Genomic DNA, 14,331 nt, shown 5'->3' on the forward strand with positions numbered 1-14,331 from the left:
GCGAAGCTGAGCGCAGCAAAAGCCTTATTCTGCGGCCTTCATATCCAAAAACCCGCCCGACTGCCGCCGCCAGTAGCGGGCATAAAGCCCGTCTTTGGCAAGCAGCGCATCATGGGTGCCGATCTCTACGATCCGGCCCGCGTCCATCACGGCAATGCGGTCCATCTCGGTCAGGGTCGACAGACGGTGGGCGATGGCCATCACGGTCTTGCCCTCCATCACGCGGGTCAACGCGCTTTGGATCGCGGCTTCGACCTCGCTATCCAGCGCGCTTGTCGCTTCGTCCAATATCAGGATCGGCGCGTCCTTGAGGATCGCGCGGGCCAGCGCAATACGCTGACGTTGCCCGCCCGACAGCTTCACCCCCCGTTCCCCCAGATGCGCGTCATAGCCGCTGCGGCCCGTGTGGTCCTGCATCTTCTCGATGAACTCATGCGCCTCGGCCTTACGTGCGGCCGCGATGACCTCTGCCTCGGTCGCGTCGGGCTTGCCATAGCGGATGTTGTCGAACGCCGAGCGGTTGAACATCGCCGTCTCCTGCGTGACCATCCCGATCTGACGCCGCAAGCTTTGCTTGGTCACACCCGAGACATCCTGCCCATCAATCGAAATGTGACCCTGTTCCGCGGTATAGAGCCGCAGCAAAAGCGAAACCAACGTCGATTTCCCCGCCCCCGACGCGCCGACGATGCCCAGCTTCTCTCCCGGTTTGATCGATAGGCTGAGCTCTTCGATACCGCCCGTATCGCGGCCATAGGTAAAGCGCAGCCCGTCAAAGCGGATCGCCCCTTCGCGCACGTCCAGCTCTGCTGCGTTGTCTGCATCGCGCAGCTGCTGCGGCGCGGCCAGCGTGCGCATCCCGTCTTCAACCTCGCCCACATTCGCATAAAGCGCCATCAGCGTGAAACTGACCCAGCCCGTCATCTGCGCCAGCCGCAGCGACACCGCCCCCGTCGCCGCAATATCACCCGCCGTCACCAGACCCAGCGACCAGTACCAAAGCGCACCCCCCACCAGCAGCACCGGCAAAAACCCCGCTATCGTCATCAGCCAGAACCGGAAAGAGACACTCACCCGCCCGAAATCGAGGCTCGTGTCCAGAAACTTGCGCATCGCCCCCAAGGCGGCGCGGTCCTCGTGATCGGCATGGGCGAAGAGCTTGACGGTTTTGATGTTGGTGATCGTATCGACCACTTGCCCCGTCACCATCGCGCGCGCGCCTGCCCGCGCTTTGGAATGTTTGCGGACCCGTGGCATGAAGTGGCGGATCAGGAAGACATAGCCGACCATCCAAAGCACCAGCCCCGCAGCGATGCGCCAATCCACCGTGCCAAGCAGCATCACCGCGCCGACAAAGGACGCGGCGGCGAAGAGCACCGTATGCAGCACCTCGGTCACGACATCGGTCAGCGCGCGGCTGGTCTGCATTTCCTTCTGCGAAATCCGGCCCGCGAAATCATTGTCGAAAAACGTGACCGCCTGCCCCAGCGTGTAGCGATGCAAGCGCGACAGCACGAGGTTGAACACATTCGGCGCGACCACGATCGACTGCATATACGAACTGACGCCGAACAGCGCGGGACGCAGCAGCAAAAAGAACGCCAGTCCCGCCAAGAGCAGCCCCGTATGATCCGAGAATACGGCCCCCGCCTCGGCGGCAAGCGCCGCATCCACGACCCACCCAAGAACTAGGGCGGCCATCACCTCTATCACGCCGGCGAAAATCGACAGCACCCCCGCGAGGCCAAGCGCAGGGCCGCTGCCCTTCAACGCCCAACGGAAAAAGGCCGCCAGACGGCGCGGCGGCTCTGTCTTGGCGGGGGAAAACGGGTCGATCCATGTCAAAGGCATTACGATGTCGGCTCTTCTGTGCGAAGGAACCCGCCGGATTGCCGGTTCCAGAAATCTGCATATAGCCCGCCTCGCGCCAAAAGCACCTCATGCGTGCCCTCTTCGACGATACGGCCCCCGTCCATGACCAGAATACGGTCCATTTCAGCGATGGTGGACAGGCGATGCGCGATGGCGATGACGGTCTTGCCCTCCATCATGCCGTACAGGGTTTGCTGGATCGCGGCTTCTACCTCGCTATCAAGCGCGCTCGTCGCTTCGTCCAGCAAAAGGATCGGCGCGTTCTTGAGGATAACCCGCGCCAGCGCGATGCGTTGCCGCTGCCCGCCTGACAGCTTCACCCCCCGCTCGCCAACCTGCGCGTCATAGCCGGACCGCCCGCCCTGATCGTTCAAATCCTGAATAAAGTCATGGGCTTGAGCCTGTTTCGCTGCGGCAATCACCTCTGCCTCCGTCGCGGTGGGACGCCCGTAAAGGATATTCTCGCGGATCGACCGATGAAGCAGGGCATTGTCCTGCTGCACCATCCCGATCGCCTGCCGCAGGCTGTCCTGCCGCACGGTGGTGATATCCTGCCCGTCAATCAGAATACGTCCGCCTTCGGGGTCGTAAAACCGCAGCAGCAGCTTGACCAAGGTCGATTTGCCCGCGCCCGACCGCCCGATCAGGCCGATCTTTTCCCCCGGCTGCACGGTGATATCCACCTGATCCAACCCGCCCGAACCACGGCCATAATGATGGGTCAGCCCGCGCATCTCCACCCGCCCGTCGGTCAGGGCCAGCGGCTTGGCATCGCTGTCGTCAACCAAGGTGATTGGCTGCGCAATCGTTTCAAGCCCCTCGGCCACGACGCCAAGCTGCTGGAAGAACGTCGAAAGCGCCCACATGATCCAGGCGGTCATGGAGTTCAACCGCAGCGTCAGCGCCGTCGCAGCCGTCACCACGCCCACCGTCGCGTTGCCGGTTGACCACAGATAGAACGCCCAGCCTACGACCCCGACGATTAACAAACCGTTCAAGCTGACCAGACAGATATCCATGATGGTGAATATCCGCATTTCCTTTTGAAAAGTGACGCGCGCCTTCTCGATGGCGCCCTTGGCATATTCAATCTCGCGGTCATGGTGCGCAAACATCTTGACCGAATGAATGTTGCTGTAACTGTCGACCACGCGGCCCGTCACCTCTGACCGCGCATCCGACGCGGCCTGCGACGCAACCGCCACACGCTTGATCGTCCATTGGGTCAGCACAGCATAAAGCGCGAACCACGCGACCAAGGGGATCAGAAGCTGCCAGTCCGACGTGGTTAACAAAATCGCTGCGCCGATGAGATAGGCCAGCGCATATGAAATCGCGTCAAAGACCTGAAACACGACCTCCCCCGCAGCGGGGGGCGTTTGCATGATGCGGTTGGCGATGCGCCCGGCAAAGTCATCCTCGAACCAGCCGACCGATTGCCGCAGCACCTGACGGTGTCCGCGCCAACGGAAAAGCGTGCCGTAATTCGGCAACACCGCGTTGTTCAGGAGCAACACGTGAACCGCCTGCACAGCAGGCCGCGCGATCAGGATAAGCAGCGCGACGACGATAAACTCCGTCCCATAGCTACGCCATACCTCGGCCGGGCTGCCGTCCATCAGATCGACAAGACGGCCCATATAGTAGATCAGCCCGATCTCGATCGCCGCGACGACAACGGAAAGCACACCCGTGACCCAGAACACCGTTTTGAACGGCGCGCTGTAGGTGCGGAAAAAGGGCCACAGCCGCGTGGGCGGCGTGTCTTGCTCGGCGTAGTCCGCATAGGGATCGACAAGATTTTCGAAAAATCGAAACATAATTCACCTGTAGGGCGCGTGTTCGCCGCCACTATAGAAAGAGCCGCGCCGAAAAGACCACAGGTTGCGTCAGCTTTCTGGCGTGTCCAACAAACTGTCCCGCGTCGCCGCAAACCCCGAAGCGATCCAGAGCGCCCTAAGCGCGGCCAGCCGCCTGCCCAAAGCAGGGCCGGTATATTCCGGCATCAAATCAGCGGCTTGCACGGGAAATACAGCCGTTTCGGCCTGCGCGATACTATCAAGCACAGCCGCATCGGGTGGCGTTTCAGACAGGCAGGCGCGCAGCACAACAACCGCGCGCGCCATATCGCCGCCGTCGGTATGGGCAATCGCGGCCACCGTCTCTGCGCCATATGCCGCCGCTTTCAGCCGATGCAGGTATTTCGCGTCTGCCTTGCTCAACCTCAGGCGCTGGTCGATATCCTCACCGCCAAGCGCTGCCAGCCGCGTGCGCCAGTCCACAGACATCTGCAACAGCTGTTCGAAATGCACGACCATCCCGAGCCAGCGGTCATCGCTTCCCGGCAGAATTGCCCCCAAAACGCCGGTTTGACGCATCGCCGCTACCGCTGGTGCAGGGTCCGGCGCGGTAAACAGCTTCGTAAGCTCTGCTCCGATCCGCTCCGCCGACAGGCTTTCCAACCCGTCGGTATGCGCTGCAATCGCGGCCAAAGCCTCCGGATCGAAGCCCTCGACCGGGTCCGCATACCACGCGCAAAACCGGAAATAGCGCAAGGTGCGCAGGTAGTCTTCGCGGATACGTTGGGCGGCATCCTCGATAAACCTCACCCGCCGCGCGCGCAAATCAACAAGACCTTCAAGCGGGTCGATCACCCGCCCCTGCGAATCCGCGTAAAGCGCGTTCATCGTAAAATCACGGCGCAACGCATCGTCGAGGATACTGTCCGAAAAAGCGACAACCGCACGTCGCCCGTCCGTTTCCACATCCCGGCGGAAGGTCGTCACCTCGAACCCCTTACCGCCGCTGACCACGGTGACAGTTCCATGTTCCACGCCCGTCAGTACGGCTTTCAGCCCAGCGCGCGCGGCAAGAGCCATGACGCGCTCGGGCAATGCATTGGTCGACATGTCGACATCGCTATCCGCCACGCCCAAAAGCGCGTTCCGCACACAGCCCCCGACAAAATAGATCGCATGCCCGCCGTCCGTCACCGCATCGCATACGGCTTGGGCATCGGGGTCGGAAAGCCAGCGCGTGCTGGCGGGAAGGGTCACATCATACGTTCTGTCCATGCCCGCAACATACGCGCGGTTGCCCCCCAAATGTAATAGGGCCCATAAGGAACCGTGTAATAATACCGTCGCTGCCCCTGCCACCGGCGCGACTGGACCACGTAATTTTCGGCGTTGAGCACATGATCAAGTGGAACGGTAAAGACTTCCTCAACTTCGCCGGGCTCGGGGATAATTTCGAAGTCTTTTTTCACGAAGGCAATGACGGGCGTCACCAGAAAGCTGGTAACTGTCTCATGTGCGGGCAGCGTACCCAAAACGTCGACCAGATCCGAGGGCAGGCCGATTTCCTCCCGCGCCTCGCGTAGGGCTGCGGCAACGACATCCGCATCACCGCCATCCTGCTTGCCGCCCGGGAAGGAGATTTGCCCCGGATGGTGCTTTAGCGCGGACGACCGTTTGGTCAGGATAAGTTCCAACCGACCGCCCCGTTCAACGATCGGGGCCAGAACGCCAGCTGGCCGCAATGTCCGGTTCGCCGGTGGCGTAGACCCTTTGTTAAGGTCAAAATCGGAAGACGTGACACCAGTTTGCGCCAGCGCCTTCCGAAAATGGGCGAGCTGATCAGCTGCCACTGTTGTCTTCTGCCTCGAACCCGACTGTTTTCGGGTCCAGATCATAATGCGCGCCACAGAACTGGCAGTCGGCCGTGACGCGGCCGTCGTCTGTCGTCATCGTTTCGATATCCCCCGCCGAATAGATCGACAGGCTTTGCCGCACACGATCTTCGGAGCAGGTGCAGCCAAAGCGGACCACCTGCGCGTCGAATACTCGCGGCATCTCCTCGTGAAACAGACGTTTCAAAAGATCTGTCGGCGGCAGGCTCGGCCCAATCAGTTCAAGCTCGTCTACCGTATCCAGCAAGACGTTGACGCGGCGCCAATTATCCCCCTCTTCACCGTCGACCAGATCAGTGGCTTGCAGCACCTCGCCGCTGCCTTCCCCTTGCGCGGCAAAGGGCGAGGCTTTGGGCATATGTTGCAGCATAACACCGCCGGCGCGCCAATGCTCATCCTCCCCCGGGGAGGTGGATTTGCCAAAGCTCAGTTCAAACCGTGTGGGCAGTTGTTCGGACTGCGCGAAATACGCCTCTGCACATTCGGACAGCGATTTACCGGTAAGCGGCGTAATCCCCTGATAGGGGGTCATCCCGTTGCCCTGGTCGATCATAATGGCAAAATACCCCTCGCCCACCTGATCAAAGGCCGGCCCATCGGTGATCCGGTCGGCATCATAACTAGCGTAAGCGCGGATGCGCGCGGGTTCACCATCCTCCGTCGGGCCGTAGTAGTCTGTCGCAATCATGCGCACGGGCCCTTTGGATTGGACCTGTAGTTGCAATTTCCAGCGCAGCTTAATGGTTTGCCCGATCAGCGCCGTAAGCAAGGCCATTTCGGCGACCAACGCCTCTACCTTTTCGGGATAGTCATGCTGACGCAAAATCCCTTCCAGCACGCCATCCAGACGCGCTACGCGCCCCCGAATATCAGAGGCATCGAGTTGAAAGGGTAGAACGGTGTCGTCCCACGCGATTTTGTTTCCTTGGGTCATTTGACTTTCCTTACCGGCAGACGGTTGGCATACCGCGTCTATATAAGGGCAACAAGCCGTGCGAAAAGGGGGAGTCATATGATGCGACGCGTTGGGGAACCGCCCATTCCGGGAAAAACATACACGTCGCGTCCCGGAGCCTATGCGATTTTGCCCCTCAAGGGCCGCTTTTTGATGACCGCCCAGCTTAGGCCACATGTTGATATTCAGTTGCCAGGCGGTGGCATTGACCCCGGTGAATCGCCTCTCCAAACGCTCCACCGCGAGGTGATGGAAGAGATTGGCTGGACCATTGCGCGCCCTCGGCGGTTGGGCGCATTCCGACGATACGTCTATATGCCGGAGTATGACATCTGGGCCGAGAAAATTTGCCATGTCTATGTCGCCCATCCCGTCCGTCATATTGCCCCCCCGATAGAGCCTGACCACGCAACAGTTGTTCTGTCGGGGGAAGAGGCCGTTTCGGTGCTAGGCAACGATGGGGATCGGCACTTTCTTGAACGGTTTCTGGCGGCAAGGTCCTGAAATTCGAAGCAGATGCCGGAAACATCATCAGGAAAGTCAGCCGTCCCCGCATGATCTTCTAGGCGCGACGTGAGCGCGTCAAAGAAAAGCGGCCCCCTGATGGGGTGCAGATCATGTAGAACCTGATTTAGACCATTATCGTCAAGCATTTGCCCAATCGGGTCAGGACATTCCGTCACCCCGTCGGAAAGCACGATCAGACGGTCGCCAGGATAAAGCTGGCTCGCGACTGTTTCATATTGCGCATCGGCAATCAGCCCTACGGGCAGCCCGCCTCTCCCGAAGTTTTCCAACCTGCGATTGCGTCGCTGAATGAAGGGGTGCGGGTGGCCGGCCTGAGTTGCCCTGATCCTGCCGGTATCAAGTTCAATTTCCGCCAGAAAAAGTGTGAAATACTGCTCCGATTCCATGTCAGAGAGCACTAGGCTGTTCATCTCGGCGATTACTTGGTCGGGCGGGCGCATTTTATACGTCCCGTCAGATTGGCGTGCCAATGCCAGGTTTTGCTCAGGTGCGACGGCGGAAAATATACCGGCCAAACGGGCGGCCATCAGGGCCGAGCTCACCCCGTGACCGGACACATCTAGCCCGTAGATCCCGATGCTATTTCCCGCTGTGAAATATCCCACCAGATCGCCCCCTACATGCCCGCTAGACCTGAGCATCAAAGACACGGCACCCGCATCGAAGGCGCAGTGGGGTTCCTGCAAAAGGGATTTCTGAAACTTTCGCGCCTCGTCTAGGTCCCGATCCAATGCGTCATGTACGTTTTGCAACGCGTCCAGAGCTTCACTGATGACACGGTTTTTCGACGATAATTCACGCTGCATCGTCAAAATGCGTTCGCCGGCCATAATTCGCGCGCGTAGCTCGTCAACGTTGACTGGCTTGCTGACAAAATCGTCCGCACCGCTGTCCAACCCTTTAACCACCTCGGATTTATCAGATTTTGCCGTCAGTAAAATGAAGTACCCGTAGCTGCCCTTCGAAAGTTTGCGAAACGCCTCGCAAAATTGCAGCCCCGACATACCTGGCATAATCCAGTCGCTGATGATCAGATCTGGTAGATTTTGTTCGCAGACCGCCAATGCTTCTTCAGCAGAGGCCGCTTCCTGTACGTCGAATCCCCATCGCGACAGTGTCGCCATCAAGATTCGCCGCTGCAGCGCGCTATCGTCGACAACCATAGCTGTTTTGATCGCGCGAAACCGCTGCGGCGTCTTTGGTCGGGCAATTTTTTCAATCTTGTTCTGCAACATACACAAGCTTTCGACAACTTCACCCCGAGCCTAGCCAACGACAGATTAAGATTCGGTGAAGCCCAAAAGTTTTTAAGTGATGATCGCCCTGCACGCTTTGTTAAGAATTTTGCCCCACATTGGCCGGAGAAAGAGGGCGAATCAGTGATTGACTGGGAACAGGTCGCGACCTTGCAAACCGCTGTTGGGCGCGACGACTTCAGCACAATTATGTGCGTGTTTTTTAAGGAGGTGGAAGAAGCCAATGCTCAACTAACGATGGGCGTAACGACCGATCAGTTTCGTGACATACTTCACTTTGTGAAGGGCAGCGCATTAAGCGTGGGGTTTGTCGAATTGTCAGAACAATGTGCGCAGGCCGAAGGCAATTTTGCCGGCAGCCAGCAAATCACATCTTTTTGGAAGGAGATCCTTACCAGCTATGAAAAATCGAAAGAACATTTCCTATCGAACACGGAGACCTGCAGTGCGCCTATAGAACAAATTGAGCCAAGGTTTCGTCATTCGTGATGTCCGTATAGGTAAACCCTGCGTCCTTCAGTTGCGCCAAGAACGGCCCAAAACTTTCAGGGCTTCGTGTTTCAATTCCGATCAGAACAGAGCCGAAGTTTCGCGCAGACTTCTTCAGGTATTCAAACCGACAGATGTCATCGTCCGGGCCGAGAATGCTCAAGAATTCTTTCAGCGCACCAGGGCGCTGCGGCATCCTCAGAATAAAATATTTCTTGACGCCGGAGTACCGCTGCGCCCGCTCTTTCACCTCTGGCAGACGCTCAAAATCGAAGTTTCCGCCGGATGCTACGCATACAACGGTCTTGCCCTTGATCTGGTCAGCTACTTCGCCCAGCGCCTCAATAGAAAGGGCACCAGCAGGTTCTAATACGATGCCTTCAACATTCAGCATTTCGATGATCGTGACGCAGATGCGGTCCTCGGCCAGATGGATCACTTCACTCTCTGCGACACGATCCAACCGTGAAAAGTTACGTTGGCCAATTTTTGCGACCGCGGCCCCATCGACGAAACTATTGATAGGAGACACATCCACCGGTGCACCCGCGGCCAAAGCTTTGGCCAAACTAGGGGCCCCTTCAGGTTCAACAAAGCTATACCGGCACTCATTTTGAAAATAGCTGTAAACGCCGGACGAAAGACCGCCGCCACCAACGGGAAGCAGAATGTGGTCGGGCACGCGCCCTAACTGCTCCTCTATTTCAACCGCAACGGAGGCTTGCCCCTCTATGACATCTTCATCATCGAAAGGAGACAGAAAATGCGCGCCCTCTTCCACGCAATACTGCTGCGCCGCGGAGAGCGTTTTGTCAAAGTAGTCGCCGATCAAGCGAACCTCGACCTGAAGCCCACCAAACATCTTGGTTTTCTGAATTTTCTGTTGAGGCGTCGTGACGGGCATGAAAATCACACCTTTCACACCGAAATGACTGCACATAAATGCAACACCTTGGGCGTGGTTGCCCGCGCTTGCACAAACGAAAACAGACTTCTCGGGGATCACTTTGCGCATCGCGTTGAACGCTCCGCGCAACTTATATGATCTAACGGGGCTTAGGTCTTCGCGTTTCAACCATATGTCAGCGTCATATTTTTCTGACAGATGTTCGTTGCGCATCAAGGGGGTGGCGGGAAACACCTCTCGCATCTGTTGCGCTGCGCTGCGTGCTGCAGTTTTAAACATATCTGTCATCTCATCGACCTTCCCGTTGAATACTTGTCGATACGATTCCCAGGTGACGCGGTCAACGCAGCCTTCAATCTTGCTCACGCCTTGAAAAACAGGTACTTCGCGGTGCAAACCGAAAAGGAAACATCATGTCCGCGCCCAAAAAAGTTGTGCTCGCCTATTCTGGTGGGCTTGATACCTCGATCATCCTGAAATGGCTGCAAACCGAATATGGCTGCGAGGTGGTTACCTTTACCGCTGACCTCGGCCAAGGCGAAGAGCTTGAGCCCGCCCGCGCCAAAGCTGAAATGATGGGCGCATCCGAGATTTACGTGGAAGACGTGCGTGAAGAATTCGTGCGCGATTTCGTCTTCCCCATGTTCCGCGCCAATGCGGTCTATGAAGGCCTCTACCTGTTGGGCACCTCCATCGCGCGCCCTCTGATTTCCAAGCGCCTTGTTGAAATCGCCGCCGAAACCGGTGCCGACGCCGTTGCGCACGGCGCGACAGGCAAGGGCAACGATCAGGTTCGCTTCGAATTGGCGGCCTATGCGTTGAACCCCGACATCAAGGTGATCGCGCCATGGCGGGAATGGGACCTGTCCAGCCGGACTAAATTGATCGAATTTGCCGAAAAACATCAGATCCCTGTGGCGAAGGACAAACGTGGTGAAGCGCCGTTTAGCGTGGACGCGAACCTGCTGCACACCTCTTCGGAAGGCAAAGTGCTGGAGGATCCGGCCGTGGACGCGCCCGACTATGTGTACCAGCGCACCGTCTCGCCAGAGCAAGCACCAGATACGCCCGAGTATGTGGAAATCGGGTTTGAATGTGGCGATGCGGTAAGCATCAACGGCGAAGCCATGTCGCCCGCGACACTTCTGGCTAAACTGAACGAACTTGGCGGCAAACATGGCTGCGGGCGCCTTGACCTTGTCGAGGGTCGTTTTGTCGGGATGAAATCCCGCGGTATTTACGAAACGCCGGGCGGCACCTTGCTGCTTGAAGCACACCGCGGGATCGAATCGATCACCCTCGACCGTGGGGCGATGCACCTGAAAGACGAGCTGATGCCGCGCTATGCGGAGCTGATCTATAACGGCTTCTGGTACAGCCCCGAGCGCACCATGCTGCAAGCGGCGATTGATGCCTCGCAAACCCATGTAACCGGTACAGTTCGACTGAAATTGTACAAAGGCCACGTGCGTACCGTCGGCCGCTGGTCGGATCATTCGCTGTATTCCGAAGCCCACGTGACATTTGAAGATGACGCTGGTGCCTATGATCAAAAAGACGCGGCGGGCTTCATTCAGCTGAACGCGCTGCGTCTCAAGCTCTTGGCCGCACGCGATAAGCGCCTCAAAGGGTAAACAAAAAAGGCCCGGACAGGGGGATATTCTGTCCGGGCCTTCTTTTGGGTTAGAACGGTTTACTCTGCAGTAATAACCGTCATCACCAATTTACCGTCTGGCTTGATCGGGCCGTCTTCTTTGGCACCCAATGTGTATTCAAAGCCGCCGGTTTTCATGCCGCCCTCTTCGGAGTGGACCATGAGCATCAACATATCGCCGGATTTCACCTCTTCTTGCAGAATGGCGGCAACGTCGACGTTTTCACCCGCACGCAGAGGCGCGTAGCCGACAACGGGGCCGGGTTTCATCTCGGCATCTGTGCGGTGAACGACCATCCAGCCGTTTTCAGTTGCCATCACCTTATCGGCGCTGACCACACCGTTGGATACATCTTGATCCATCGCTTCGACCATCGCGTTGCTGTGTGCGGCGGCGAAGGCTGTACCCGTGGCAAGCGTGAGAGCCAGAGCGGTTGCTGTAAACATCTTCATGTTAAATCTCCTTGTTGCGTGGTTCTTCCTGATAATTCACGCAACATGAGATGATTTAGTTTCGATAAATCGAAGATTTTTACCCGAAATCACCTAAGCCGTTGATCATAAAGCTTTTGATAATGTGGAAGGGCTTTGGCACACAGCGCTTCTGCGGCAGGTTCAAGCCTGGGTAACGGCCCCTCCGCCCCTGCGAAACCGGTGCTTTTGTGCACGGCACCATACCAATGTGAGGCCCAGATACCATCTTCGGCACGTGGGCCCGCCGCCCAGGATAGCATTGCCGGATCGAAGGGCAGGTTGATGGCATCACAGAGTTTACGCAACATGCCTTCGGGGTTCGCGCGAATATCAGCGGAATCGATGACCAGCCCCCCGATTTGATCGTACAGCGCGGTCTGTTGACCATAGCCGATATCATTAAAATTCGGCGCTTCCCGTTTCGCGGTATAGCTCGCGATCACGCGGGCGGGGTGGCGTATCAGGTGGACATGCACGCAGCCCTCTGCCCAATCCATCGGAAACCCGTCAATCATATGATGGGGCATGTGTTTCATGTAGCGATGCGGCGTGCCCGGCTCTGCGCAGCGCGCCGCGACGCTCAAAGGGTCGCATTCATGGCCCGCGATAATTTCATCTTTCATCGGATGATCGGCACCGGTAGCCTTAAGATACGGCGCATAGAACGGTTCATCCATCGCGGTGAAATCGGCCCGGTTTCCGAAGCTATACATCATCGCCGTGCTCAGATTGCGCGGGCCGGACCACATTGCGATACGCATCAGGCACATTCCTTTGCGATCAGGTCTTTGTACAAGCCGCGCAGCTTTTTTGTTACCGGCCCCATGTCGCCCGTGCCAATCTGACGGCCATCGATCATCGCGACAGGTGTTTGCGCCCCGAATGTGCCGGTCAAGAAGGCCTCGTCAGCACCATAGGTGTCGACCAATGAATAATTCCTTTCGAAACACGGGATATCATTGGCGCGACACAGGTCGATCACCTTCTGACGGGTGATTCCATTCATGCAGTAATCGCCGGTGCTGGTCCAAACCTCCCCTTTGCGGACGATGAAAAAGTTACAGGCGTTGGTTGTATTCACGAAACCGTTAATATCCAGCATCAGCCCTTCGTCGGCACCCGCTTTTTCCGCGGCAATACACGCGAGAATACAGTTCAATTTGGAATGGCTATTCAGCTTTGGGTCCTGCGTCATCGGCAGCCCGCGCAGATGCGGCACTGTGGCCAGCCGGATCGGGCGCGGCATATTCGGGCGCGAGTGTTCCATAATGATCGTGATGGTGGGGCCCGATTGCGACAGCGACGGGTGCTGGAAGGGTCGCGTTTTTGGCCCCCGGGTGATCATCAGGCGCGCGTGGGCATCGGTGGTCATGCCATTGGCCTTTTGCGTCTCTAACAAGGCTGAAATCAGGGCGTCGCGCGTCATCCCGATGTCAAGGTCAATGGCTTTGGACGCCTCGAACAGGCGGTCAAAGTGATCGTCTAGAAAGGCCCATGTACCATCATACAGCCGCAGCCCTTCCCAGATGCCGTCGCCCAGCATGAAACCGCTGTCATAGACGCTGACCACGGCCTGTGCCTTGGGGACAATTTGACCGTTTAAATAGATCAAAATGTCTTCATTGCGGGCATCTTCTTCGGCTTGGTGCGTGGTGACGTGGGTTTGCATCAAATTGCTCCTTCTTTGGGGCTGACGCTAAGAACTTCGTGCCGCGGGGCCAAGGGTGAAACCGACATCACTTGGCCGTGACATCACGGGCACCTGAGTTGCGTCGCACAAACATTGCGGTCACCGTCAGGCAAAACAAAGGAGAGTATTCCATGGGATTTGCCACAAATATGCGCATGATCGCGTTAAGCGCCGCCATTGGTCTGGGTCTTGCAGCACAGGCGACAACCGCAAAAGCCGCCGGAACAGAGACGCTTTTGGTCGCGGGCGGCTGCTTTTGGTGCGTTGAAGCGGACTTTGAAAGCGTGAAAGGTGTGAAAGAGGTCGTATCGGGTTTTGCAGGCGGAAGCGTGAAAAACCCCACCTATAAACAGGTCGTCGCCGGCGGCACCGGACACTATGAAGCAGCGCAGATCCAGTATGATCCGGCGGTGGTGTCTGCGGACCAGTTGCTGTCGATGTTCTTCCGGTCGGTTGATCCGACGGACGCGGGCGGGCAATTCTGCGACCGCGGCGATAGCTACCGCACCGCGATTTTTGCCGACGGTAACGGGCAGAAGGCCGCTGCAGAAAAGGCCAAGGCCGATGCGCAGGCCGCTTTGGGCAAGAACGTCGTAACCCCGATCTTGGGCAAAGCCGCGTTCTACCCCGCCGATGCCTACCATCAGGATTACTACAAAAGCGATGAACGTCTGGCCTTTACCAGCGTCGGCTTGGGCGTGAAGAAATCCGTCGCCTACAAGCGCTATCGCAACGGCTGCGGGCGCGACCAGCGCGTGAAACAGCTTTGGGGCAACGCTGCGCCCTTTGCGAAATAACGCTAACCCCGCGTTAAT

Annotated in this window: 13 protein-coding genes and 1 pseudogene; 4 read left to right on the plus strand and 10 right to left on the minus strand. The window is 57.8% G+C overall.

Annotated features, from left to right (window positions below):
- Window positions 1-24 precede the first annotated feature (24 nt).
- The 5 genes from B3849_RS05925 to B3849_RS05945 all read right to left on the minus strand — a co-directional run bounded on the left by B3849_RS05925 (window position 25) and on the right by B3849_RS05945 (window position 6,497).
- Entirely contained in the window at window positions 25-1,851 is a 1,827-nt protein-coding gene (locus B3849_RS05925; RefSeq protein WP_278425906.1) for an ABC transporter ATP-binding protein, read from the minus strand.
- Window positions 1,851-3,692, minus strand: a complete 1,842-nt coding sequence (locus B3849_RS05930; protein ID WP_278425905.1) for an ABC transporter ATP-binding protein — start codon at window positions 3,690-3,692, stop codon at window positions 1,851-1,853. Before B3849_RS05930 ends, B3849_RS05925 begins: the two co-directional genes overlap by 1 nt.
- Before the next feature lie 69 nt (window positions 3,693-3,761).
- Window positions 3,762-4,946 carry a CCA tRNA nucleotidyltransferase gene (locus tag B3849_RS05935; RefSeq protein WP_278425904.1) on the minus strand — a complete coding sequence of 395 codons (1,185 nt, stop codon included), beginning with the start codon at window positions 4,944-4,946 and terminating at the stop codon, window positions 3,762-3,764.
- On the minus strand, window positions 4,925-5,521 hold the full coding sequence (locus B3849_RS05940) for a CoA pyrophosphatase (RefSeq protein WP_278425903.1): 597 nt from the start codon (window positions 5,519-5,521) through the stop codon (window positions 4,925-4,927). Before B3849_RS05940 ends, B3849_RS05935 begins: the two co-directional genes overlap by 22 nt.
- On the minus strand, window positions 5,511-6,497 hold the full coding sequence (locus B3849_RS05945; RefSeq protein ID WP_278425902.1) for an Hsp33 family molecular chaperone HslO: 987 nt from the start codon (window positions 6,495-6,497) through the stop codon (window positions 5,511-5,513). The genes B3849_RS05940 and B3849_RS05945 overlap by 11 nt, the downstream gene beginning before the upstream one ends.
- A gap of 78 nt (window positions 6,498-6,575) precedes the next feature.
- Here B3849_RS05945 and B3849_RS05950 point away from each other — a divergent pair, with 78 nt between their 5' ends.
- Window positions 6,576-7,022: an NUDIX hydrolase gene (locus tag B3849_RS05950; protein WP_005850812.1), complete on the plus strand. Its 447-nt coding sequence runs from the start codon at window positions 6,576-6,578 to the stop codon at window positions 7,020-7,022.
- Between the two features lie 11 nt (window positions 7,023-7,033).
- On the opposite strand, the pseudogene B3849_RS05955 reads toward B3849_RS05950, so the two are convergent.
- Window positions 7,034-8,281: pseudogene (locus B3849_RS05955) on the minus strand (PP2C family protein-serine/threonine phosphatase); the annotation flags it as partial.
- Window positions 8,282-8,425: 144 nt separating this feature from the next.
- Here B3849_RS05955 and B3849_RS05960 point away from each other — a divergent pair.
- The gene (locus B3849_RS05960; RefSeq protein WP_278425901.1) at window positions 8,426-8,791 is read left to right on the plus strand and encodes an Hpt domain-containing protein; all 366 of its coding nucleotides are present in this window, start codon (window positions 8,426-8,428) and stop codon (window positions 8,789-8,791) included.
- Here B3849_RS05960 and ilvA read toward each other — a convergent pair.
- Window positions 8,754-9,986, minus strand: a complete 1,233-nt coding sequence (gene ilvA, locus B3849_RS05965; RefSeq protein WP_278376313.1) for a threonine ammonia-lyase IlvA — start codon at window positions 9,984-9,986, stop codon at window positions 8,754-8,756. The two genes, B3849_RS05960 and ilvA, sit on opposite strands and share 38 nt — an antisense overlap.
- Before the next feature lie 125 nt (window positions 9,987-10,111).
- Between ilvA and B3849_RS05970 the strand changes: the two genes are divergently transcribed.
- The gene (locus B3849_RS05970; RefSeq protein ID WP_278376238.1) at window positions 10,112-11,332 is read left to right on the plus strand and encodes an argininosuccinate synthase; all 1,221 of its coding nucleotides are present in this window, start codon (window positions 10,112-10,114) and stop codon (window positions 11,330-11,332) included.
- A 59-nt stretch (window positions 11,333-11,391) separates the two neighbouring features.
- On the opposite strand, the gene B3849_RS05975 is transcribed toward B3849_RS05970, so the two are convergent.
- The 3 genes from B3849_RS05975 to B3849_RS05985 all read right to left on the minus strand — a co-directional run bounded on the left by B3849_RS05975 (window position 11,392) and on the right by B3849_RS05985 (window position 13,495).
- Window positions 11,392-11,805: a DUF7282 domain-containing protein gene (locus B3849_RS05975; RefSeq protein ID WP_005850801.1), complete on the minus strand. Its 414-nt coding sequence runs from the start codon at window positions 11,803-11,805 to the stop codon at window positions 11,392-11,394.
- An 89-nt stretch (window positions 11,806-11,894) separates the two neighbouring features.
- Window positions 11,895-12,587, minus strand: coding sequence for a hypothetical protein (locus B3849_RS05980; protein ID WP_037965729.1), 693 nt, complete (start codon window positions 12,585-12,587; stop codon window positions 11,895-11,897).
- A complete protein-coding gene (locus tag B3849_RS05985) occupies window positions 12,587-13,495 on the minus strand; it encodes a D-amino acid aminotransferase (RefSeq protein WP_278425900.1) in 909 nt (302 codons plus the stop codon). Before B3849_RS05985 ends, B3849_RS05980 begins: the two co-directional genes overlap by 1 nt.
- A gap of 152 nt (window positions 13,496-13,647) precedes the next feature.
- Here B3849_RS05985 and msrA point away from each other — a divergent pair, with 152 nt between their 5' ends.
- A complete protein-coding gene (msrA, locus tag B3849_RS05990) occupies window positions 13,648-14,313 on the plus strand; it encodes a peptide-methionine (S)-S-oxide reductase MsrA (RefSeq protein WP_278425899.1) in 666 nt (221 codons plus the stop codon).
- Window positions 14,314-14,331 lie beyond the last annotated feature (18 nt).

Origin of the sequence: Sulfitobacter sp. UBA4523 (assembly GCF_002388305.1) — a bacterium.
Taxonomy (GTDB): Bacteria; Pseudomonadota; Alphaproteobacteria; order Rhodobacterales; family Rhodobacteraceae; genus Sulfitobacter; species Sulfitobacter pontiacus.